The sequence below is a fragment of the Melioribacteraceae bacterium genome (genome assembly GCA_030584085.1).
Lineage (GTDB): Bacteria > Bacteroidota > Ignavibacteria > Ignavibacteriales > Melioribacteraceae > SURF-28.
The window spans coordinates 1,090,108-1,111,172 of record CP129490.1 but is presented as its reverse complement, the minus strand read 5'-3'; the positions used below and the strand labels follow the sequence as shown (position 1 = coordinate 1,111,172).

General features: G+C 33.2%; 19 protein-coding genes. 2 read left to right on the top strand and 17 right to left on the bottom strand.

Going from position 1 to position 21,065, the window contains the following annotated elements; all coding sequences use genetic code 11:
- Genes QY331_05115 through QY331_05080 form a run of 8 tightly spaced genes read right to left on the bottom strand, consistent with a single transcriptional unit; the run spans position 1 to position 9,014 of the window.
- Positions 1 to 891 carry a glycosyltransferase family 2 protein gene (locus QY331_05115; protein WKZ70634.1) on the bottom strand — a complete coding sequence of 297 codons (891 nt, stop codon included), beginning with the start codon at positions 889 to 891 and terminating at the stop codon, positions 1 to 3.
- 5 nt (positions 892 to 896) lie between these two features.
- Positions 897 to 1,997 carry a glycosyltransferase family 4 protein gene (locus QY331_05110; protein WKZ70633.1) on the bottom strand — a complete coding sequence of 367 codons (1,101 nt, stop codon included), beginning with the start codon at positions 1,995 to 1,997 and terminating at the stop codon, positions 897 to 899.
- Complete coding sequence (locus tag QY331_05105) at positions 1,994 to 2,899, bottom strand: glycosyltransferase family 2 protein (protein WKZ70632.1); 906 nt, start codon at positions 2,897 to 2,899, stop codon at positions 1,994 to 1,996. Before QY331_05105 ends, QY331_05110 begins: the two co-directional genes overlap by 4 nt.
- A gap of 6 nt (positions 2,900 to 2,905) precedes the next feature.
- Positions 2,906 to 3,982: a UDP-galactopyranose mutase gene (gene glf, locus QY331_05100; protein WKZ70631.1), complete on the bottom strand. Its 1,077-nt coding sequence runs from the start codon at positions 3,980 to 3,982 to the stop codon at positions 2,906 to 2,908.
- On the bottom strand, positions 3,972 to 5,207 hold the full coding sequence (locus QY331_05095) for a flippase (protein ID WKZ70630.1): 1,236 nt from the start codon (positions 5,205 to 5,207) through the stop codon (positions 3,972 to 3,974). The genes glf and QY331_05095 overlap by 11 nt, the downstream gene beginning before the upstream one ends.
- 14 nt (positions 5,208 to 5,221) lie before the next feature.
- Positions 5,222 to 6,430 (bottom strand): peptidoglycan DD-metalloendopeptidase family protein, encoded by a 1,209-nt coding sequence (locus QY331_05090; GenBank protein ID WKZ70629.1) that lies wholly within the window; start codon positions 6,428 to 6,430, stop codon positions 5,222 to 5,224.
- Positions 6,424 to 7,221 (bottom strand): DUF4292 domain-containing protein, encoded by a 798-nt coding sequence (locus QY331_05085; GenBank protein WKZ70628.1) that lies wholly within the window; start codon positions 7,219 to 7,221, stop codon positions 6,424 to 6,426. The genes QY331_05090 and QY331_05085 overlap by 7 nt, the downstream gene beginning before the upstream one ends.
- Complete coding sequence (locus QY331_05080) at positions 7,218 to 9,014, bottom strand: tetratricopeptide repeat protein (GenBank protein ID WKZ70627.1); 1,797 nt, start codon at positions 9,012 to 9,014, stop codon at positions 7,218 to 7,220. The genes QY331_05085 and QY331_05080 overlap by 4 nt, the downstream gene beginning before the upstream one ends.
- Before the next feature lie 112 nt (positions 9,015 to 9,126).
- Here QY331_05080 and QY331_05075 point away from each other — a divergent pair, with 112 nt between their 5' ends.
- Positions 9,127 to 10,029, top strand: a complete 903-nt coding sequence (locus tag QY331_05075; GenBank protein WKZ70626.1) for a hypothetical protein — start codon at positions 9,127 to 9,129, stop codon at positions 10,027 to 10,029.
- Here QY331_05075 and rsgA read toward each other — a convergent pair.
- The 6 genes from rsgA to cysS all read right to left on the bottom strand — a co-directional run bounded on the left by rsgA (position 10,020) and on the right by cysS (position 16,355).
- A complete protein-coding gene (gene rsgA / locus QY331_05070; GenBank protein WKZ70625.1) occupies positions 10,020 to 10,979 on the bottom strand; it encodes a ribosome small subunit-dependent GTPase A in 960 nt (319 codons plus the stop codon). The genes QY331_05075 and rsgA overlap by 10 nt on opposite strands.
- 74 nt (positions 10,980 to 11,053) lie before the next feature.
- Positions 11,054 to 12,475, bottom strand: coding sequence for a hypothetical protein (locus QY331_05065; GenBank protein WKZ70624.1), 1,422 nt, complete (start codon positions 12,473 to 12,475; stop codon positions 11,054 to 11,056).
- 33 nt (positions 12,476 to 12,508) lie between these two features.
- Complete coding sequence (locus QY331_05060; GenBank protein ID WKZ70623.1) at positions 12,509 to 13,672, bottom strand: hypothetical protein; 1,164 nt, start codon at positions 13,670 to 13,672, stop codon at positions 12,509 to 12,511.
- Positions 13,673 to 13,823: 151 nt separating this feature from the next.
- Positions 13,824 to 14,588, bottom strand: coding sequence for a hypothetical protein (locus tag QY331_05055; GenBank protein WKZ70622.1), 765 nt, complete (start codon positions 14,586 to 14,588; stop codon positions 13,824 to 13,826).
- Between the two features lie 2 nt (positions 14,589 to 14,590).
- Positions 14,591 to 14,938: a hypothetical protein gene (locus QY331_05050; GenBank protein ID WKZ70621.1), complete on the bottom strand. Its 348-nt coding sequence runs from the start codon at positions 14,936 to 14,938 to the stop codon at positions 14,591 to 14,593.
- 10 nt (positions 14,939 to 14,948) lie between these two features.
- Complete coding sequence (gene cysS / locus QY331_05045; GenBank protein ID WKZ70620.1) at positions 14,949 to 16,355, bottom strand: cysteine--tRNA ligase; 1,407 nt, start codon at positions 16,353 to 16,355, stop codon at positions 14,949 to 14,951.
- Positions 16,356 to 16,638: 283 nt separating this feature from the next.
- Between cysS and QY331_05040 the strand changes: the two genes are divergently transcribed.
- On the top strand, positions 16,639 to 18,654 hold the full coding sequence (locus tag QY331_05040) for a T9SS type A sorting domain-containing protein (protein WKZ70619.1): 2,016 nt from the start codon (positions 16,639 to 16,641) through the stop codon (positions 18,652 to 18,654).
- A gap of 65 nt (positions 18,655 to 18,719) precedes the next feature.
- Here QY331_05040 and QY331_05035 read toward each other — a convergent pair whose 3' ends face one another.
- The 3 genes from QY331_05035 to lspA all read right to left on the bottom strand — a co-directional run bounded on the left by QY331_05035 (position 18,720) and on the right by lspA (position 21,058).
- Positions 18,720 to 19,409: a hypothetical protein gene (locus QY331_05035; GenBank protein ID WKZ70618.1), complete on the bottom strand. Its 690-nt coding sequence runs from the start codon at positions 19,407 to 19,409 to the stop codon at positions 18,720 to 18,722.
- 61 nt (positions 19,410 to 19,470) lie between these two features.
- Positions 19,471 to 20,457 (bottom strand): RluA family pseudouridine synthase, encoded by a 987-nt coding sequence (locus tag QY331_05030; GenBank protein WKZ70617.1) that lies wholly within the window; start codon positions 20,455 to 20,457, stop codon positions 19,471 to 19,473.
- Positions 20,411 to 21,058 (bottom strand): signal peptidase II, encoded by a 648-nt coding sequence (lspA, locus tag QY331_05025; protein ID WKZ70616.1) that lies wholly within the window; start codon positions 21,056 to 21,058, stop codon positions 20,411 to 20,413. The genes QY331_05030 and lspA overlap by 47 nt, the downstream gene beginning before the upstream one ends.
- Positions 21,059 to 21,065 lie beyond the last annotated feature (7 nt).

Here is a 21,065-nt window from a genome sequence, read left to right as displayed (position 1 = left end):
TTATATTGCTTTTATATTTCTAAACTGAGACAGATAGTTTTTATCCATTTTTAACATGTGCCTCAGTAATGATCCAATTAAATGAATTAGTTTAACTAATTTAAAATATACTTTCCCCCGGGTAAATTTGAAAAAGTAGACTTGTCCTAACCACAAATGATTCAGATACTCTTTCAAGTTTGTGAATGACTTTCCTGAGTAATGTTTTATGACAACTTGAGGCAATACTACACTTTTAGAACCCTTTTGTTTTGCTCTCCAACTCAATTCAACTTCTTCATAGTTCAAGAAAAAAGACTCATTAAAATGTCCGATCTTATCCAAGGTTTCTCTTCTTATAAACATATTACAGCCCATAATAAAAGGTACTATTATTTCATTTCCTATCCAGCGATTTCGCGAAATCCATTTTTGTCCAAAAATTTTTAATGCTATTCCTTTTATTCCAAATTGCTCAATTAGTACATCTAATAAATTAGGAAATCTTCCATATGATTTAGAAGGATTCCCATTTTCATCAACTAACTGTCCGCCAACGCACCAAACATTAGCATTATCTTTATCTTCCAGATAATTATAAAATATTTCTAAGGCATCAGAATCAATTTCAGTATCTGGATTCAATAGAAAGATATATTTCCCTTTTGCAATTTTCATTGCTTGATTATTAGCTTTTGCAAAGCCAATGTTTTCTCTATTCCGAATAATTTTAACGGGGGAATCTGTACTTTGAATTGTATCTAATGTCTTGTCGCTAGAAAAGTTATCTACAATTATTACCTCCATGTCAGGATTAGATTTTGAAGCAAAAATGGAATTAAGGCAATTTTTAATATACCCTTCTGAATTGTGTGTAATAATTAATATTGATAATTCCATCGATATTGGCATAAAGTTCATTGTGATATTAACATCTGATAATACAAGTCCTGGAAAGAAATTGAAATATTTTTCCAACTGTATTTTTGTAGAACATCTTTATTCTGAATGTGTTTTTCCAACAAAGATCTATTAAAGAATAATTTCTGAAATATATTTACAAAGGATTCGCTATCACTATAGTCGAAAACTTCTCCAATATTTAATTTTAGAAATAATTCCGATATGCCTGTTTCTCGAGTAAGGACTGGGAATAATCCAATTGCCGCCCCTTCTAAGACTGAAATTGAAAATAAATCATAATAACTGCATGATAAAATAATATCCATTTGAATAAATAAATTCTTCATGTCGCTTTTCGACATCTTTGGAACAATGTGTAAATCTTTATAGTTGTTTTTTGATGTAAAAACATCACCTAGCAGGTATACTTCTGAATATTCATTAATGTTCTCTATATTTTTAAGTAAAAACTCTAAACCTTTTTCTTGACGATATTCATCACCAATAAATACGGTTTTCATTTTGTTGTGAGTCTTAATATTATTCAGTTTACTTACAAAAAAATCTTCATCAACACCGTTAGGTATAACTATTACTTTTGTTTCGTTTAGCTTATATAATTCCAACAACTTTTTTTTATACTGGTCTGATGGGATATGGATTTGGTCGGACTTTATCATAAAGATATATTCGAATAATTTATCTTTTATTTTTAAAGTAGAAACCACTTTTCTTGACACTAATGAATGATTTTCATAGTTAACAAATCCATGCACTGAAAATAATATTTGAGTTCTTGCAAAAAAAGAATATAAATAAGCAATAAATTCGAATCGTTCATACGTAACGAGATGAATAATTTGTGGCTTTCGTTTAACTAAAAATAAAAAAAATGGAACCAAACCCAGCCTGAAAATTTTTACGGAATTTAAAATTAATGTATCATTCCCAAATAACTTTTTGGATAATGAATACTTTTTACCGTCAAAAAAATATTCTACAAATTCACATTCTATTTTTTGCGCTAATAAATTATGGTATAATCTTTTAGCAAATTTTTCTGGACCAGCAAGTACTTCAGACGGATTATATCTTCCTAATAGAAGAATTCTCATTTTAGTTCTTTATAATCATAATCGAAGTTGGCATTTATGCCATGAAAATAAGCTAATAATACTAATTTTAACACAGTAATTTTTCGCATTCTAAGTACATAAATTAACTGTGAAAGAATAAATTTAAGTGCAAAACCGTGATATTTTTTATTATGCAGATATATTCTATTACGAATATATACGTATGCTTTCCAGTCATATTTTCCATCAAAAATATCTTGATTCAGGAATTTAATTATTTTGAATTTATTCATAGGATGAATAAAAAGTGCTTCGATATTAGTGAAAACACCAAATCCATTTTCTATAATTCTTTGATAATATTCTATTTCATCCCCGTACATAAAAAATTTTTCCTCTGGGAAACCTACTTTAACAATAGTGTTCTTATTAATTAGAACACCGTTGAAAAAAACTGCATGACACTTATAAAGATTATTAACTGCCCTTTTTTTTATTTCTTCTACTAAAATGGTACTAGATTTTTCATTACAATTATTATCAAAAAATGGAGTCTGGAACGATAAAATGTTTGATTTACTCATGGGGACAACTAACGGGCCTACAATATCTATATTAGTACATAATTTAATTGAGCGAACTAAATTTTCCAAACAATCTCTTAATGGATACCCATCATCATCCATACACCACACCCAATCAAAACCCTTTTCATACGCTATTTTTATTCCAGTATGAAAACCTCCAGCACCTCCCAAATTTGGTTGTGTGCTAAACTCTATTTCTTCTTGTACTTTCAACCAATTTAGAGTTCCATCAGTACTGGAATTGTTGATAACTAAAATCGAATCCAGTTTTCTTGTTTGCATTTTTAGTGAATTAATACATTTCTTTAATTCACTCAATCGATTATATGTTACAACCACAGCACATATTTTCATAGTAATTTATTGTAAGATTCTTGCTACCACCTGATCCATATTATAATACTTATATTCTGCAAGTCGGCCTAAGAAAGAAACACTCTTAAGTTTAGAACTCTCTCCAAAATATTTCTGATATAATTGCTGATTACCTTTCGTTGGAATTGGATAATAAGGATCATCTTTTGTAGATGCGTATTCTCTTGTTATTGTTGTGTAATTATTTTTTTGTCCCGTTAGTTTTTTGTATTCTGTCACGCGTGTAAATTCAAATGAGTCATCTACGTAATTAATCACCGGGGCTCGTTGATAGTCAGAAGTTTCCAATGTCTCCCACTCAAACCTAATCGATCTATAAGGAAGTTTTCCAAATTGATAATCAAAAAAATAATCAATCGGTCCGGTGTAGATCATTTTATCAAATTTAACTCCTTCTACTATATCCTTAAAATCTGTATTCAAAACGACTTCGATATTTTTATGTGATAAAATCTTTTCAAACATTTTTGTGTATCCATCCTTCGGCATAAATTGAAATTTATCTGTAAAATATCTGCAATCATCATTTGTTCTAACCGGAATTCTGCCACAAACAGATGGGTTTAATTCTCTCGGTTCCAAGTCCCATTGTTTCTTTGTATAATATCTGAAAAATTTCTCAAATAAATCAACTCCAACTTGATTGACAATGATATCCTCAGAATTTAGTATTGGGTGTCTTCTCTCTCTTACTGATTCAAAATACTCTGCCACTTCTTTTTCTGTTGTAAAATCCTTTTGATAAAGTTTATTGACTGTTAATCTATTAATAGGAATTGGGTACAAACTTCCGTTTAATTTTGCCAGAACTTTGTGTTCATAAGTAATCCACTCGGTAAATTGACTTAAGTAATCGAAAACTTTTTTACTGTTTGTATGAAAAATATGCGGTCCATAACGATGAACTAAGATCCCATGTTCGTCATATTCGTCATATGCGTTACCTGCAATATGTCCACGTTTCTCCACAACTAACACTTTTTTGTTTAGTTGAGAAGCTAATCGTTCTGCCATAACTGACCCGGCAAAACCCGCTCCGACTATAAGATAATCATATTTCATTTTTATGTCGGATAACAAATGCGAATGTTAATAATGTGATTGCTATTTCAGTAATCAGCATACTAGCTGCTGTACCTTCTGCTCCATATCGCGGAACAAAATTTATTAATAAAAGTAAATTCAGTATTGCGCCAATAAAGATAATTTTTCTGAACTCACTATCAAATCCTTGACCAAGCATAAATTGTATTCCAAAAACGTTACTTAAGAATATAATGAAAGGAAGATAAGCCAGCCATTTTAATATTTGAACTGAGCTTAAATATTGCTCCCCCAATATAAGAAGGATCAACTCTTCGCTAAATAAAAAAAGAAAAGTGCTTAGTAAAAATGCCGGTATTCCAATAACTATTAAATATTTTTTAAGAAATTTTATAGTCGAGACTTTACTTTCCCGAAACAAATTAGATATATGCGGAAAGATTGTTTGTCCGGCAATTCCCCCTATATTCTGAACAGCTGAACGAATTTTATCCGCACCCGTAAAAAATCCTACTGCAGTGTTACCACTTATCAATCCCAGAATAAATGTATTTGATGTAGTATAAAGCATTATTAAGTATTGAGATGAGAATAAATTAAACCCTTCACTTAAATGTTGTTTAATAGATGCAAACTTCGGAATAGCTAAGTCAACTAATTTTTGCTGTAACAAAAAGTAAATAGAAAAAGCTCCGGTCAACACTAGAACACCGGAGGTAATTAACAAATATGTTATCAAATCTTTCTCTTCTATCACAAATAAAAAAATAAACACAACACCTATTATCCTAAAGAAAATATTGAAGATTGTTATGTAATACATTTTCTCAATACCCTGGAAAAACCAAACCGGGAATAATAAGTTGCCGATTATTGATAAAAATGCAATCGTATATATTAAGTAGTTTTCACTAAAGAATGGAATTATAGAAATCAGAATAAAATACAAAATTGAAATTGGGATAAGTAAAATAATTTTACTGAAAAAGGTAAGATTAAAAAGTTGATTAATTTTGTTTTTGTCATCTTTTAGTTGAGCTATCTCGCGGGTAGATGAAAAATTAAAACCAAATTCTATAACGGTATTAAAGTAAACTAAAAAGGCAAAAGCAAAGTTTGCCAATCCAAAATTAGTCGGGCCCAAAACACGAACTAAATAAGGAAATGTAATTAACGGGATAACATAATTACTGATCTGTAAAATGGTTAGAGAAGAGAAATTTATAGCTAATTTTTTTATCAAAATAATTTCAGTTATTATTTCCTAACCAACCAAACTTCGGGATTCTGATAATTCCTTTCATTCCAAATCTCAAAGTGTAAGATATTTCCTTCTAAGCTTGGGTTTACTTTTCCGATTACGGTTCCGCCATTAACTTTTTGTCCCTCTGTTACATTAATGTCAGCTACGTGACCGTAAACTGTTCTAAAATTATTTTTGTGAGTTATTATGACCACACTGCCGTAACCGGGTATCCACTCAATTGCGGAGACTATACCTTCTGCAACCGAATATACAGATTCGCTTATGTCAGTTACAATATCTACACCGTAATTTAAGGTAACTGTATTTAATTTCACATTTCTATTTTCGCCAAAGTTACGGATAATACTTCCTGAGCGAACGGGCCAATTCATTCTTCCTTCGAGATTGGCAAAGTTTTCAAAGTCGTCGTAATTATATTCAAACATGACTTTCTCATCGTTCATTCTAGCCAAACGCATTTCTTCTAATCTTTTACGTTCATCTTCAATTAATTTTGCAATTATATTTTTGATTTGAATTTCTGCACGTCGTTTATCTTCAATTTCCTTGAGAACTGCGTTTTGGTCATTTTTCAAATTATCAATAATTGATTGACTTGCAATTTTTTTATCATCCAAAGTTCTTTGTTCATTTTCTTTTTCTGCAACTAGTCTGACTTTTTCTTTTAGCTCTATTTCTCTTTGAGCAACCAATTTTGTAAACTTTTCTTTTTTATCCACAAGCTGATTCAACGTCTCTTCTTTTTCATCAGAAATGTAACTCAAATATTTATAGCGTATGAGCGCTTGGTTAATCGATTCAGCGTTTAAGAGAAATTTTAAAAAACTACCTTTTTGATTTTTATAAACCCATACGATATAACGCGAATAGTCTTTCTTAAGCTTTGAGATTTCACTTTCTAAAACAGAAATCTGGTTACTCAAAGAAACGATCTCTCTTTCTTTTTGAGCTTCTTCATTTTTTAATCGAGTTATTACTTGGTTTATAAGCAGACTTTGCTGATTTAAATTTTGTAGTGCGTTTAACGATTTTTTCTCTTGATCGGAAAGTTGATTTAATTTGCTTTGTAATGAGGTGATTTCAGAACGTAAGTCTTGTAAAACTTTATTCTGCTCTTCGATCTCTTCATTACTTTGTGAAAAGATTGGGAGCGATAGCAAAACAAAAATAATAAGGTATTGTTTTATCACTTTTACCATTCAATTATTTCGGCATCCTCTGGAATTGTAAAAGTTAATTTCCCTATATCTTGATTAACTTTTATACTTCTGTATTCAATATTGATATCTTGTTTCATCAATTTATAGTTTACGTTGATTTTATAAGGAAGCGGAACATCTTCAAAGTTATCAAAGTCACGGTAAGCTCCTTCTAGAATTGAGTTCGACGGCTGCTCAATTATTTTATACTTTGTGATGGCAAGATCATCAATTAAAATTTCATATATACTGTTTCTTCCGGTAATATCATCAGAATAAGTTAAGTAGTAAGTATCATTTTTAACAAAAAGATCATCAGGTTCTCGACGTAATTTATCAGTTAAATCTACGGCACCGGCAAATGCATCCATAAGTTCTTCAAAAGTAAGATCAACTTTAAAAATATTTTTTAATGATAAATTTTTTGTAATTCCTCTGTAAACTCTATTGTTAATCACATCATAAAAAAGAAAATCACGTTTAGTTGCTACTGCTTGTGCAAGATCAATTCCAAAAGGCCCATAAAAAGAAATTTGCATTGAATCCGGTTTCTTTATCACGACTTGGAAACTTGCCTTAGCTGTTAGCTGAGGACTTTCAATGTTAATTGTTCCACTTCCGGAGAAAGTTTTTATTTTTCTTCGATTTGCTTCAAGTTTTTTTATTAGCCGGTCAGCCGGAAGAATACGTTCTTCGTCAACAGGTTTTGAAGGTACACACGAATTAAAAACTATTGCAGCCGAAAGGAATATCAACAAGTAAACCGTAAAACGAACAAATTTCTTTTTCACAAACTCCCCTTTTCAATTTTTTCTTTTAAGCCTTCTCTTTCCGGGTCTAACTCAAATGCGCTTTCCCACAATTCCCTAGCTTTAGATTTTTCATTCAGCATATAATAAACGTCACCCAAATGATCTGTCACTTCCGCGTTATCAGGTCCGGTTTCTAAAGATTGTTCAATATAATATTTTGCTTTCTCATATTCACCCATCTTGAAATATACCCAGCCAATCGTATCTAAATAAGAAGAATTTGTCGAATCAAACTCGAGTGCTTTTGATACATACTTAAGTGCTCTTTCCAAATCAACATTTCGTTCGGCTAACGCATAGGCATAATTGTTTAATACTAAGGCGTTTGTTGAATCTATTAATAATGCTTGCTCATACAACTCAGCCGATTTCTCAGAGTTACCGAGATTTTCATGAATCAATCCGATAGTCCCTATCAACGATACGTTATGTGGTTCTTGTTCAAGTGCTTTATCCAAATATATTAGTGCTTCTTCTTCCTTTTTAAGTTGATTAAGGGTTACACCGTAAGCATAAAGTCCGGTGAAATCATCAGGATTAAGTAGTAATGCTTTCTTTAAATATGGCTCTGCTTCTTTACTTTTATTTGTCTGTGTGTAAGAAAGTCCCAATATTAAATTCAACACGAATTCATCAGGAAATCTTTCCAATGCCGGTACAAGAACTTTGATTGCTTCTTCATATTTAGCTGAATCGAAGAGGAGTCCGCCAAGCGACATTAATATTTGAGGATTCCAGGGTGCCAGTTCAGAAGATTTCTTATAATTCTCAACTGCAAGCGAATCATTACCTTCCTCAATTGCTATTTGAGCTAAGAATAATTTTATCTGCCAGTGAGTTGTGTCCGAATCAATTTCGGTAAAAATTTGTTTTGCACGTCGGAGTGATAGTGAATCATTCTGTGCTCTTGCAAAAAAGGCTCCACCGATATGAATCTTTGATTGCAATGGCATATCTTCGCGTTTACTCAATTTCATGTATTCTTCAGCACCTTCTTCCCATCTGCCAGATTGTACCAATGAATTAGCACGGTACTCGAGTAGATTTGTATCATCGGGAAATTGAAGTAATAATTGATCCGACATACTCAATGACTTTTCATAATTTTCAGTTTTTAAGTAGGACTCAATAAGCAGTTTCTTCATTTGCAAATTATTAGGATCAACTTTTATTAATTCTTCTAGAGTTTCTATTGTTGCATCAACATTTCCCATTCTTTCGTTAAGATCTGCAATGTTTACGAGAACATTCCATTCCGGACCAATCATATCAATTAATTTGTTATAAAGTTCTAAAGCTTTGATGGGTTTTGATGTTTCGTAAATTTGCGCCAAAGAATAATATGCTCGTTCATCGGTTGAATCATTTGCGATAATATTATTATAAATAGTAGCAGCCGAATCGGGTTGATTACCAACTTGATAAATTGTAGCAAGTAAATAATTATACTCACTATTATTGGGTTCACTTTTCACTGCCTCTTTAGCATGAGTTAATGCGGCGGGTAATTTTTTGATTCTCATTAAATTTTTTGCCAATGCAAAATTAATTCCGGGAGTCGGATCTAATTTTAATGCTTGTTGATAATAATTAACCGCAGATTCATAGTCTCCCCTCATTTCACTAAGGGAACCTTCGATAAATATTTCTTGAGCGATGGCTTTATTTTTAACTTCGTCCTCAGAAATCTCTTTTTGCTCTTGAAGATCTTGTGAACTGGAGCATGCGAAAAACATTAAAGCAGAAATAAAAACTAAAACATATTTATACATAATTCTCTTCTTAATTTGATTTGAAAAATAGTTTTATACAGATATAATAACAAGGTAATTTAATTGAAATCATTACCTTAATTGACTAATTTTGGCTCTAATTTGAGAGACAATGAAATTTGATTTAGCCATATCATATACCTGGATTTATGACATTGAGTTTACTCAGTTAGTCGAAAAAATGTTCCAAGAAAACGGGCTTTCAACTTTCGTTATTAACAGAAAAAACATCGATGAAATTACCGATTATGTAAGAAATGATAAACTTAGGTTCGGCTTTTATATCGATCGGGCTTCAGATGAAGATGAAAATTTTTTGGAGTTAGCAAGACTATTAACAAATAGTAATTGCAGAATAATAAACGAATATCATAAAGTTGATCCCGCGGTTGATAAATCACGTGTACAGGAAAAATTGATCAATGCCGGATTAAAAATTCCAAAGACAATTATAATTCCTCCATTAGACAAAGTAGAAAACATTTCAATCGGGGAAGAAGATCTACAGCAAATTGGGATTCCATTTATTATAAAACCAGCTTATTATTCCGGTGGGGGTGAGGGAGTAATAAAAAATGCAACTTCAGTAGAAGATATTAATTTGGCTAGGAAAACACTTCGAGATGATAGTTATTTAGTTCAGCAAAAAATCTATCCTATAACAAGAAAAGGAAGTAAAGCCTGGTTTAGAGTACTCTGGTTTTTCGGCAAAATTATTCCACTGCTTTGGGATGATGAAACACTTCTTTACTCAGAAATTGACGCAAAAAATATTTTTCCCGAAGTTATACCACAAATTGAAATTGCTATGCAAAAAATTAATGCGGTTGCCGGATTGGATTACTTTTCTAGCGAATTTGCTCTTGATAAAAACGATGAACTCTTTTTGATCGATTATGTTAATGATCAATGCGATATGAGATTGAAATCTTTACACGTTGATGGCGTTCCCGATAAAATTGTAAAATTATTTATATCGGAAATGATAAATTTTGTTAAACATAATCAAAAGTAAAGATCTTCTTCAATGGTATCCAGAATATTAAGATAACTTATATATCTCTCCTCTGATATTTTTCCTGCTTCAACGGCTTTAATAACAGCACAACCGGGTTCATGATGATGAGTGCATGTATTAAACTTGCAATCATGAATGAATTTTACAAACTCATTGAAGTAATGTGAAAGATTCTCTTGTGTAATGCCGTATGGATCAATTTCTCTGATACCCGGAGTATCGATTATAAATGTATCTTTGCCGACCAATTCCATTCTTGATGTGACAGTTGTGTGCGTTCCTTTGTTAGAATGATCACTTATTTTTTTTACTTTAAAATTTAATTCCGGGAAAATCTTATTAAGAATTGACGACTTACCCACACCCGAATGACCCCAGAAAAGATTTACTTTTCCTTCCAACTCACTTTCAATTTTTGCAAATGAATCAATTTCAACTTCAGTTGATGTTACAAAAACAGTATAACCGATTTCCTCATAAAACTCTTTCCATTTTTGAGCTGAATCGTTTTTGTCGAGATCAACTTTGTTGATGATAAGAAATGGTTTTACATGCGAACTTTCGGCAGTAACTAAAAGTCTATCGACAGATCGATTATTGAATGAAGGTTTTTTAATGCTGGTTACGATGAATAAATTATCAACGTTAGCACATACGATTTGTTCAAGTCTTTGTCCTCGATAACTTGCGCCTTTAATTTTGGGAGCTTTGCGGGAAATATGATTTTTTCTTTCTTCAATTTTTTCAATTGCTCCGGTTCCGTCTTCGTTCTTAGAGAATTTTACGAAATCACCAACTGCGGCGATATCTAAAGTGAAGAGTTTATCTTTCTTTAATTCAAATTCTTTTTGGAATTTACCACGAAGATAACATCTTACAATTTTATCTTGGTCCGATAAAACGTAATAATCTTTACTCTCTATTCTAACAATTCTACCTTTTTTCAAATTACTCCAAATAAAAAAAGCACCTTATAAAAAATAAGGTGCCTAGTAAATGAAGTCAATCAACTAAGATTAACTTAAAACAAATATTTTATTGTCATAATAAAATTATCAGTTGTAATATCTTGATAGGTTCGTGAATCGTTTACACCGTAATTATCTCCAATATTCTGCCACCAACCTCTGGCATAAGCCAAATCAAGTGAAAGAGTTTTATTGGGCATCAAACCAATTCCCGCTGTGAAATATTTTCTATTAAATTCCGAAGGATCATTATCATAAGCCGAAGGCTGCATAATAAAACCGCCTCTTAAAGAAACAAATGGATACGGAAGTTTATACTCGAGTCCAACATTATAATTTAAAACAGACCGGAAAACACTTTTAATATCTCTGTTATTTTGACTAACTAATCCAGCATCCAAACCGTCACCGAATTCCATTTGAGTGTAATCAATAAATGTTCCTTCAGCCGACAAAGTTAAACCGGCTATTTCATATGCAATCGCTCCTGTAAATTCGAATGGTGTTGTAATGTCATATTCAATTTCATTACGTATCGGATCCATGTCAACTGATGTACCTGTTCCGAATTCACTTCTTGCTTCAACATAATATTTTTCCTTTATGGTATATTGAGTAGGGAATTTTATAGTTGCACCTATCTTTAAAAATTGAGGGAATCGATACAATAAACCAAACTTGAAATCCCAACCGGATATATCCCAATCAAGAACATCATTAACATAAAATGACTGGAAGTCGGCCGTGAAAGGTTCAGAAGGATCAGTCCAGACAGACGAGTTGTAAATATTTCTTGTATCGTCTTCGTAATATCTTCTATCAGATTTATAGTTTCCGGAAATAATATTAAGAGTACCCCCCACAAAAACACCTTTTGCAACTTCTATAGCTCCGGATAATGCCCAATTATTTAACTTACCTTCATCAATAATATCCCCGCTTTGGTTTAATCTGCCATTTATTGGAGTTTGGGTTCCGGTTGTATCTGTTAAATAAAGTTGATATGAGACATCACCAAATCCAAGCAGTGATTGAATCATGGAAGTATTACCATCATTAAATCCATCAAACTTAACTGCCGAATTAAAATTCTTACTTTGATTAAATCCCAATCCAAAAACTAAACTGCCTTGAGCGGTTGGCAATGGAAAAACAAATCCCACTTGCGAAAGGTTTGTACTGTTATTTGTAAAGTCAGATTGAGTACCAAAAAAGTCTGTGTTGTTATCAAGTGAGTTGTAAATAAAAGAACCGCTGAATTCTAAATTACTTGCTGTTCCAAGTCCAGCAGGATTAAATAGTGATCCACTATAATCATAACTCAGTGCATTATATGCATTTCCCATACCTAATGCTCTTGCACTCGAACCAAGTCCGGGGAAAGCTAATCTAAGAGCATCATTAATTGTTTGTGAATGACTTGTAGTTACAAATAAGACTAGTAACATGATCAAGAAATTAGAGATTTTTTTCATAACTACTCCCACATTTATCAAAATCTGTATTTATCACTTCCTTCCCTTACTGCTTGATGAACTGTTACTGGAGGATGATCTTGTTCCACTTGATCTCGAAGATGAAGAACTGCTCGGACTAGAGTAAGTGCTAGAACTTCTGCTTGAATTTGACGGAGCACTATATGAACGACTTGGAGAAGACGAATTTGATCTTGAGGTGCTTGCGGCTGAATTGTCTCTTTTCGGACTCTTGTAAGTCCTTCCTGAATTAGCCTTTGGTTTCTCAGGAACACGTTTCGTCTGCGGAACGTAAGAACGTTGACTAGGAGTCTGACTTCTAGGTGTTGCGTTTCTCGTTGATGGAGCAGGAGTTGACGGTCTTGTAGATTGAGTCCCGACATCATATCTTCTAGAATCTTTGGTTGTTACTTCGCCGACTTTTTTTCGTGCTTGAGGAATTGCTTTTCTACCCTCATCAATTTTTCTACCTGATTCAGGTCTTGTACTTGGTCGAGTATCAGTTGTCCTTCCTGTTCTTACATCGGGTCGTCGTGTTGGTTGCTCATTAATTACTTTCGCTCTGTCATTTATAGTTCCGGTAGTTGTTCCGTTTCTGCCCGTCTCAACAGTTCTACCACCATCAGTTATTCCACCGCGCATTCCTCCACCATCATCTATTCTACCTCTACCACCGTCTGTTCCACGACCTCTACCATTATCTCTTAATCCAGTATAAGTGTTTGTTCTATATTTATAACCGTTATTATATGGATAATTATTTCCGTAATGTCCATAGTAACCATAATGGTGATATGGATAATATGAATATCCCCACCAACCTATATATGCAACAGGGTAAAACCAGGGGTCGGGATACCAGATATATGGTGAATAATAATAGTAATCCCACCAGTAATTTCGATAGCTGAAATAAAAATGACTTGTTGGATAATAGCCTGAATAATATCTTCTATAATTCGGTCTCCAATAATGATCATAATCGTCAACAACGTAATACTCACCTGAATCGTCATAATATTCATAGGATTCATCATAATATGTTGTAGAATCATAATCCTCGTAATATGTATCATCTTCGTATGTTGCAACAGCAGTACGATCATCATATCCCCTAACTGCCAGTTGAGTATAGCAGCCTGAGAAGAAAATAGAAGATATGATGATTATTAAGCTTGTCCTTAGTAAAAATTTCATCACGATACCTCTTAGTTTTAATTACACTTCATTTACTAATATTAAGTTAACAAATACTATGCCTATGAAAAGATGCAAAAACGGGGGACATGATCAGAAATGATAGATGTGTGTCTAAGATGTTAAACGCTAGTGTATATTATTTACTACACTAAAAAATTGATTTAATGAACTCCACAAAAATTGCACGATCAGCTTTATTGCTGTTGATTTTTTTGTTATCCAGCATATCACGTAAATCCAATCCAACAGTAAAGCCTTCACCCACTGACCAGCGAATTCCAAAGTTCATGTAACCGTTTCCATCACCGTAAGCTTTGATTGTATTATCATTGATGGCAAAATTATATTCACCAACTAAAGAAACTTTTCCACCAATTGTTTTTTCAAATCCGATTCCAAGGTTTAAATCTTTGTCATCATCATCTCTTTCGAGCGAATAATTAACGATCGCGTGAAGACTTAAGTATCCGAGAAATTCAAAATTTTTGGAAGCGGCAACGTAAAAACCCGGTGATTTAATTTCGAATCGATTTATATCTTCATCGTAAAATCCTTTTCCTTGAGAATCGAATCCTAATGTAAATGCCGGAATACTTTCGGTCTCATCAACTAATCTTGCCCTAACATTTATTCCCGGGAGTTTATACCAATCAACTTTACCGGATCCAATAATATTTCCTCCGCCATATGAAATGCCAAAACTAAAATTATCAAAAACGCCGACTTCAATTTTTGCAATAAGAACTCCAAACGGAAGAACATCAGCACTTACACCTACAAAACCTTTTTCTAAAATTCCCGCTGATGGAAGATCGATTAACGAACGATACTCATATTTTGCATCTGTTCCAGCGGTACCTTGAGCAAAAATTGTTAAAGATAATAACAAGGTGAGTAATAAAAATTTTTTCATCTCTATTCCGTTTTGTTAGATGGAATTTCTATTAACGAAAAATTTTGTGTCTTATTAGTTTCGATTCTTAATTTAACTTTGCCTGGATTAGCATTCAAATAAATATTTATTATTCCGTTTCCCGAGTCAATAATTTTTTCTACACTTTCACTGCCCTCTTCAACTTTATATGAATATTGAAGATTTCTAAACGGGGCTTGAATTCCCAACGAATTAACCGGGATAATTTCAACAGTATAATTTAAAGAACTTACTTGTGTTTCTATTATTTTTACTTCATAAACGTTGAAAATATAAAACCAAGATAAGAACAATATAATTAAGAGTATAATAAAAAATATTATTGACAAAATTATGTTTCTATTTTTTTTTGAAAGTTGTTCCACTTTTTGTATCAACTAATTGGAATCCAATTTCATTTAACTGATCACGAATAAGATCGGCAAGTGCAAAGTTTTTATTTTGTTTAGCTTCGGTTCTTATTTTGATTAATAAGTCAATCAATTCATTTTCTTTTGAATCACTTTGTATTTTTTTTGTCTCACCGAAATTCACAATTCCAAGAACATTTTGAGCTGTCTTTTCTAAGAAAGTTTTAACATCAATAAAGAATTGCACATCAATATTTTCATTTTTGCTTACCATTGAATTTATAGATTTTACATAATCGAAAATGACAGCTACTGCTTGTGGTGTATTAAAATCGTCATCCATTGAGTTCTCAAAACCGAAATAGTATCTGTCAAAATCAAATTCAATTTGCTCTCCGGATTTACCAGCAGATACTTTTTCATTCACAAGATCAACTAAATTGTTTAATCTCTCCAAACCTTTTTTGGCAGAATCCAACAAGTCATTACTAAAATTAAGCGGACCGGCATAATGTGTTTGTGAAAACAGCATTCTGATTACTTCGGCAGAGTAAGTTTTTAAAATATCTCGCGCGGTAAAAAAGTTACCTAGTGATTTTGACATTTTTTCATTTTGAAGATTTAAAAATCCAAAATGAACCCAATACTTAACAAATTTATGTGAAGTGGCACCTTCACTTTGTGCAATTTCATTTTCATGATGCGGAAAGATCAAATCACTTCCCCCCGCATGAATGTCAATTGTTTCTCCGAGATGTTTTGTACTCATTGCAGAACATTCAATATGCCAACCGGGTCTGCCTTTACCCCATGGACTTTCCCAAAATGGCTCGCCTTCTTTCGCTTTTTTCCACAATGTAAAGTCCAAAGGATTTTTTTTCTCATCGTTAATTTCTATTCTCGAGCCGGAAATAAGTTCATCCAATTTTTTACCGCTGAGTTTCCCATAGTTTTCGAATTTTGAGACATCATAAAAAACATTACCGTCAACATTATAAGCCATCTCATTTTTGATAAGGGATTCAATCATGTTAATAATTTCACCGATGTGAGCTGTGGCACGTGGGAAAATATCCGCTTCGGCAATATTTAATCTTTTTGTATCAGCTAAAAAAGCTTCAGTAAATTCTTCGGCAACTTTGGACGATTCTGTATTCTGTTCATTTGATTTTTTAATTATTTTGTCATCAATATCGGTGATATTCATCGCATATTTAACATGGAATCCTTTGTAAATAAGATATTTACGGATAATATCCGCCATTATAAACGATCTAGCATTTCCAATATGAAAAAAGTCGTAAACAGTAGGTCCACAAACGTACATAGTCACATTTGGTGGATCGGTTGGTTGAAATTCTTCTTTTTTTCGCGATAGTGTATTGTAGATTAGCATAATGTTATTTTTTTTGATCAAAATATACTAAATAGGTCTTACTTTATTCAAAAATAATTACTATATTAAATATATGGATAAGAGAGACCTATATCTCTTTATCGATTTATCTGATATTTTTCTTACAATAAATAAATAGTAAAATAGAATTTCTTGATTATCGGAATTTGATAATGACGTACCTTTCAAAAATCTTCGTATTTCTACAGAATAAAAAGATGGTATTATCTTTGTTGTTTTATAACCATAAATCAATTCATTTCCCCAAACAGGAGGTATTTGTATGTTAAAAAGACTTACCATTTTACTAGGTGCAATGGTGCTGATGTGCAGTCTTACTTCAGCCCAAACCCTACGTTTGGATACGTACGGAGTCTCTCCTAGATTAATCTCTTTTGATCTAGTTGATGATTTCTTTGAATATCCATACAATGGGCTCACAAGTGTTGGTGTTGGCACAATGGTTTATTTAAAAGTTACCACCACAGGTACTTTTACTAATCCAGTATGGACAATGCCAGTCGCACCAAGTGGTTCAAACACAGTTCTAACTCAAACATTAGCCGAAGGTGATAATGTTATCTACTTAAAATTTACCCCCGACAAATCAGGTAGATATGTTATCGAATTTGGTGACCAAGGATTAACTGCAGACATTACTTTTAATGCTGCTATGTACCTTGGCGTAAACGGTGGTTCAGTTACATGTATGAATTGCCACAATAATTCACTTTATGGATTTATCGGTGACAAATGGCAACAAACAGGTCACTACTCAGATACTGAAAGAGGATTCAATGGTGAATTAAGTTCACATTTTAGAGAATCATGCTTAGCATGTCACTCAACAGGTTATGATGCAAATCCGACAGCTGTAAACGGTGGATTTGATGATTATCCATTTGAATTTCCTGCTCAATTAGGTCCTGGTGTATGGGATCAATTAGTACAACAATATCCAGAAGCAATGGCAATGGGAAGAATTCAATGCGAAAGCTGCCATGGTCCAGGTGGAAATCACTACGGTCAAACCGGCAACAATGCAATGGTTACTACACTCGATGCTGAAAATTGCGCATGGTGCCACGATCAAGGAACACATCATAATTTTCCTGCACAATGGGATTTCTCAGTTCATGCAAAAGGTCCTAACGTAGGTTATGCTGGCGGCAGAGCCGGATGTGCTAATTGTCATAGTGGTTCTGGTTTTGTTGAATGGGTAAAAGGTGGTCAACAACCACTTACTGCTGCTCCTCCAGCAATTCCGATAACTTGTGCAACATGCCACGATCCTCATGATGCTTCAAATCATGCTCAATTAAGATTAGTTTCGGCTACCTTAACAAATGGTTATGAAGTTACTTTAGGTAATGAAGGAAGATTATGTATCACTTGCCATAAAGCTCGTAGAGACGGTGTTGATTATACAAATAACTATTTAAGAAACTTAAGCTCACACTTTGGCCCTCATTACAGTGCTCAAGGTGATGTACTTACAGGTCAAAATGCTGTAACTTGGGGATATAACGTTCCAACTTCTCCTCACTTGCAAGCAATTGAAAACGCATGCGTTGGCTGTCATATGGGCGAAGGTCCGGTTGATGAAGCCGGTAACTTTGAGTTAGCAGGCGGTCACACCTTCAACATGAGAACCGAAGACGGAGTTGCGAATGTTGGTGTTTGCGAACCTTGTCACGGTGATGTTGGTGAAGATTTCAACGAAAAGAAATTATATATAAACGGTATTGCTGACCATGATGGTGACGGTGTTGATGAAGGTTTACAAGAAGAAGTTCATGGATTATTAGAAACTCTTTATGACTTACTACCAAATGACGGAGCAGGTCATGTAACCATTACAGATTCTTCAGTAACAAAAGTCCAAGCACAAGCTGCATGGAACTATTTATTAATTGAAGAAGATCGTTCAGCTGGTATGCATAATCCTGAATTTGCAGTTGAATTGTTAAAACTTTCTATCGGTGTATTGAAAGGAACAATCAGTGATGTAGCTCCAGAAGACGGTCAAATTCCGGTTGAATTTAATTTGGCTCAAAACTATCCAAACCCATTCAACCCATCTACAACAATTAAATTCTCTATTCCAAAAGCTAGTGAAGTTAGTTTAACAATTTATGATGCTTTAGGTAGAGAAGTTGCAAAATTAGTTGACGAACAAAAAGCAGCGGGTACTTACAGTGTTGATTGGAATGCTTCTAACAATGCTTCAGGTATCTACTTCTACAGAATTACAACTAATGAACATGTTCAAGTTAAGAAAATGGTACTGGTTAAGTAAGATTACGTATTATACACCCCTTAGAAAAGACCCGGTATTTTTGCCGGGTCTTTTTTTTGTTTAAATCATTTTACTTCACGAAGACCAAAACCCGAGGTAGTTACAAAGACTTCAAACTTTCTCGGCTTATCGGTTAATTGAAATGCAGCATTACCATAAACTGTATTAACGAACGGAAGTTTATGCCCAATATCATAAAGAATATTCCAAAGAAAGTCTTCTTCGTCTTCCACTAATGAGTGAATTGTAGGTTGGTTCTTAATTTCATCATCTGTTTTTATAAATCTTCCTCTAACTCTGTTTAATCTATATCTTGTATCGAGACCAAGGAAAGTCATATAATCTTCCCATTTTAATATATCACCTTCGATCATCCATTGATCACCGATTATCTCGAAACGATATTTATTGATTTTGTCGCCTTGTAAAAATTCCTCAATCAATAAATTACACTTTTTATCACTTATGGGTTCAACCTGAACGGTTGCAACAGTTATCTCATCTGTAAAGTTGTGATAGGCAATAAAGAAGAAACCAAGGAATAAAAGCATTCCACCAATAGCTGTTAATAGGAGTATTGAAATTAAATTTCGTGCACTACCCATTACTCCCGGAATTTTTTTTTCTTCTCTACCGATAATTTTAAAAATTCTGCGTTTAATGAAGATAAAGAAAAATACAATTCCTAAAAATAATCCTATCATACCAAGAAAAATGATAAGATTTGGATTAAGTACGTCAAAAGGATTGAACATATTTATATAATTTTATGAATAAAGTTAAAGATAGAAGAAAGAGATAAAAAATGCTGTGATTTTATGTTCGGAGTTTGTCTATGAGTAAATTCATATCATCAGGTAATTCAGAGTCAACTAAAATTTTTTCTTTTTTGATTGGATGATAAAATCCGAGAGTTTTAGCATGAAGGGCTTGTCTCGGCATAATTTCAAGCAAATTATGAATCCTAGATTTCATTTTGGGAAGATTGCTTCCATGAACAATCACTCTTCCGCCATAGGTAGGATCCCCAAATATTGGGTGATTAATGTGGGACATATGAACACGAATCTGATGAGTCCTTCCGGTTTTCAGCTTTAATTTTATCAGAGAGGCGAATTCAAATTCTTCTATAACCTCATAAAATGTGTGTGCATGTTTCCCATCAGTTTCACTTACCGTAAATATTTTCCTATCTCTTTTGCTTCTGCCTATATTACCTATTACTTCACCGGTAGAATCCTTAAATATTCCCCAACAAATCGCCCAATATTCTCTTTCCAAAGTATGAGCTGCAAACTGCTTTGCTAATTGAGCATGAACGTGTTCATCCTTAGCAACAATTAACAAACCACTTGTGTCTTTATCAATCCGGTGAACAATCCCGGGTCGAGTCGGAGCAGCTTGATTGTATTTACTCAAATTTTCTGTATGATGAAGAAGTGCATTAACGAGTGTTCCGGAATAATTACCCAATGCAGGATGTGCGACCATTCCCGGTGGTTTATTAACTACCAGCAAATAGTCATCTTCATATAAAATATCGAGAGGAATTTCTTCGGCTTCAACAAATTCAGGTCGTGGTGCGACCGGAATCCTTACAACTATTTTATCACCTGGGATAACCAAATAATTCGGTTTAACTAATTTGCCATTAACTGTAACAAGCTCGGCTTTTATTAATTTTTGAATTCTTGATCGTGTGGAGTTTTCGATTGAATTAGCGAGGTAAGTATCTATCCTCTCTTTTCGTTTACCGTCAGTTATCTCGAGATTCAGTATTTTTTCGGTTATTATCTTTGCCATCTAAATTTTCTTCTTCCGCCAAATCTACTTTTGTTTCATCTGTTTCAGATTTATCTTTTTCATCGTAAATACGTCCATGGAAAATAAGCATTAATATAACACCCACCGTAACTGATGCATCGGCAACATTAAATATCGGCCAGGTTTCATAAGTCTTACCAAAAATTGTGAAATCCCAAAATTCAACTTGAAAAAAATCAACTACACGTCCATACATTAAAGGAGCGTAATCGTAAAAAACACCGTAGAATGCTCTATCGATAAAATTACCGAGTGCGCCGCCCAGTATTAGTGCAAGTGATAGTCGGTTTACATAAGATTCATTCTTAATTTTGTAAATGTAATAGATAAGTCCGATTGAAGCGATAAAGGAAAATAGTGATAACAACAATTTAGAATTTACACCGACATTAATACCAAACGCCATTCCGGGATTTTCAACAAAAGTAATTCGGAAGAAATCACCAATAACGGAAAAACTTTCGCCCAGATTCATCCCTTCATGCTTAAGATTCAAGAATGGAATATTGAATCCCTTTACTGCAAGTTTGGATATTTGATCAGTAATCAAAATGAACAATGAAACGTATAATATCCTCAAGTCATTA

Coding starts and splice junctions, on each gene's coding strand:
- QY331_05115 (WKZ70634.1), bottom strand. CDS start 891: ATGCCAATATCGATGGAATTATCAATATTAATTATTACACACAATTCA.
- QY331_05110 (WKZ70633.1), bottom strand. CDS start 1,997: ATGAGAATTCTTCTATTAGGAAGATATAATCCGTCTGAAGTACTTGCT.
- QY331_05105 (WKZ70632.1), bottom strand. CDS start 2,899: ATGAAAATATGTGCTGTGGTTGTAACATATAATCGATTGAGTGAATTA.
- glf (WKZ70631.1), bottom strand. CDS start 3,982: ATGAAATATGATTATCTTATAGTCGGAGCGGGTTTTGCCGGGTCAGTT.
- QY331_05090 (WKZ70629.1), bottom strand. CDS start 6,430: ATGGTAAAAGTGATAAAACAATACCTTATTATTTTTGTTTTGCTATCG.
- QY331_05080 (WKZ70627.1), bottom strand. CDS start 9,014: ATGTATAAATATGTTTTAGTTTTTATTTCTGCTTTAATGTTTTTCGCA.
- QY331_05075 (WKZ70626.1), top strand. CDS start 9,127: ATGAAATTTGATTTAGCCATATCATATACCTGGATTTATGACATTGAG.
- QY331_05065 (WKZ70624.1), bottom strand. CDS start 12,475: ATGAAAAAAATCTCTAATTTCTTGATCATGTTACTAGTCTTATTTGTA.
- QY331_05060 (WKZ70623.1), bottom strand. CDS start 13,672: ATGAAATTTTTACTAAGGACAAGCTTAATAATCATCATATCTTCTATT.
- QY331_05055 (WKZ70622.1), bottom strand. CDS start 14,588: ATGAAAAAATTTTTATTACTCACCTTGTTATTATCTTTAACAATTTTT.
- cysS (WKZ70620.1), bottom strand. CDS start 16,355: ATGCTAATCTACAATACACTATCGCGAAAAAAAGAAGAATTTCAACCA.
- QY331_05040 (WKZ70619.1), top strand. CDS start 16,639: ATGTTAAAAAGACTTACCATTTTACTAGGTGCAATGGTGCTGATGTGC.
- QY331_05035 (WKZ70618.1), bottom strand. CDS start 19,409: ATGTTCAATCCTTTTGACGTACTTAATCCAAATCTTATCATTTTTCTT.
- QY331_05030 (WKZ70617.1), bottom strand. CDS start 20,457: ATGGCAAAGATAATAACCGAAAAAATACTGAATCTCGAGATAACTGAC.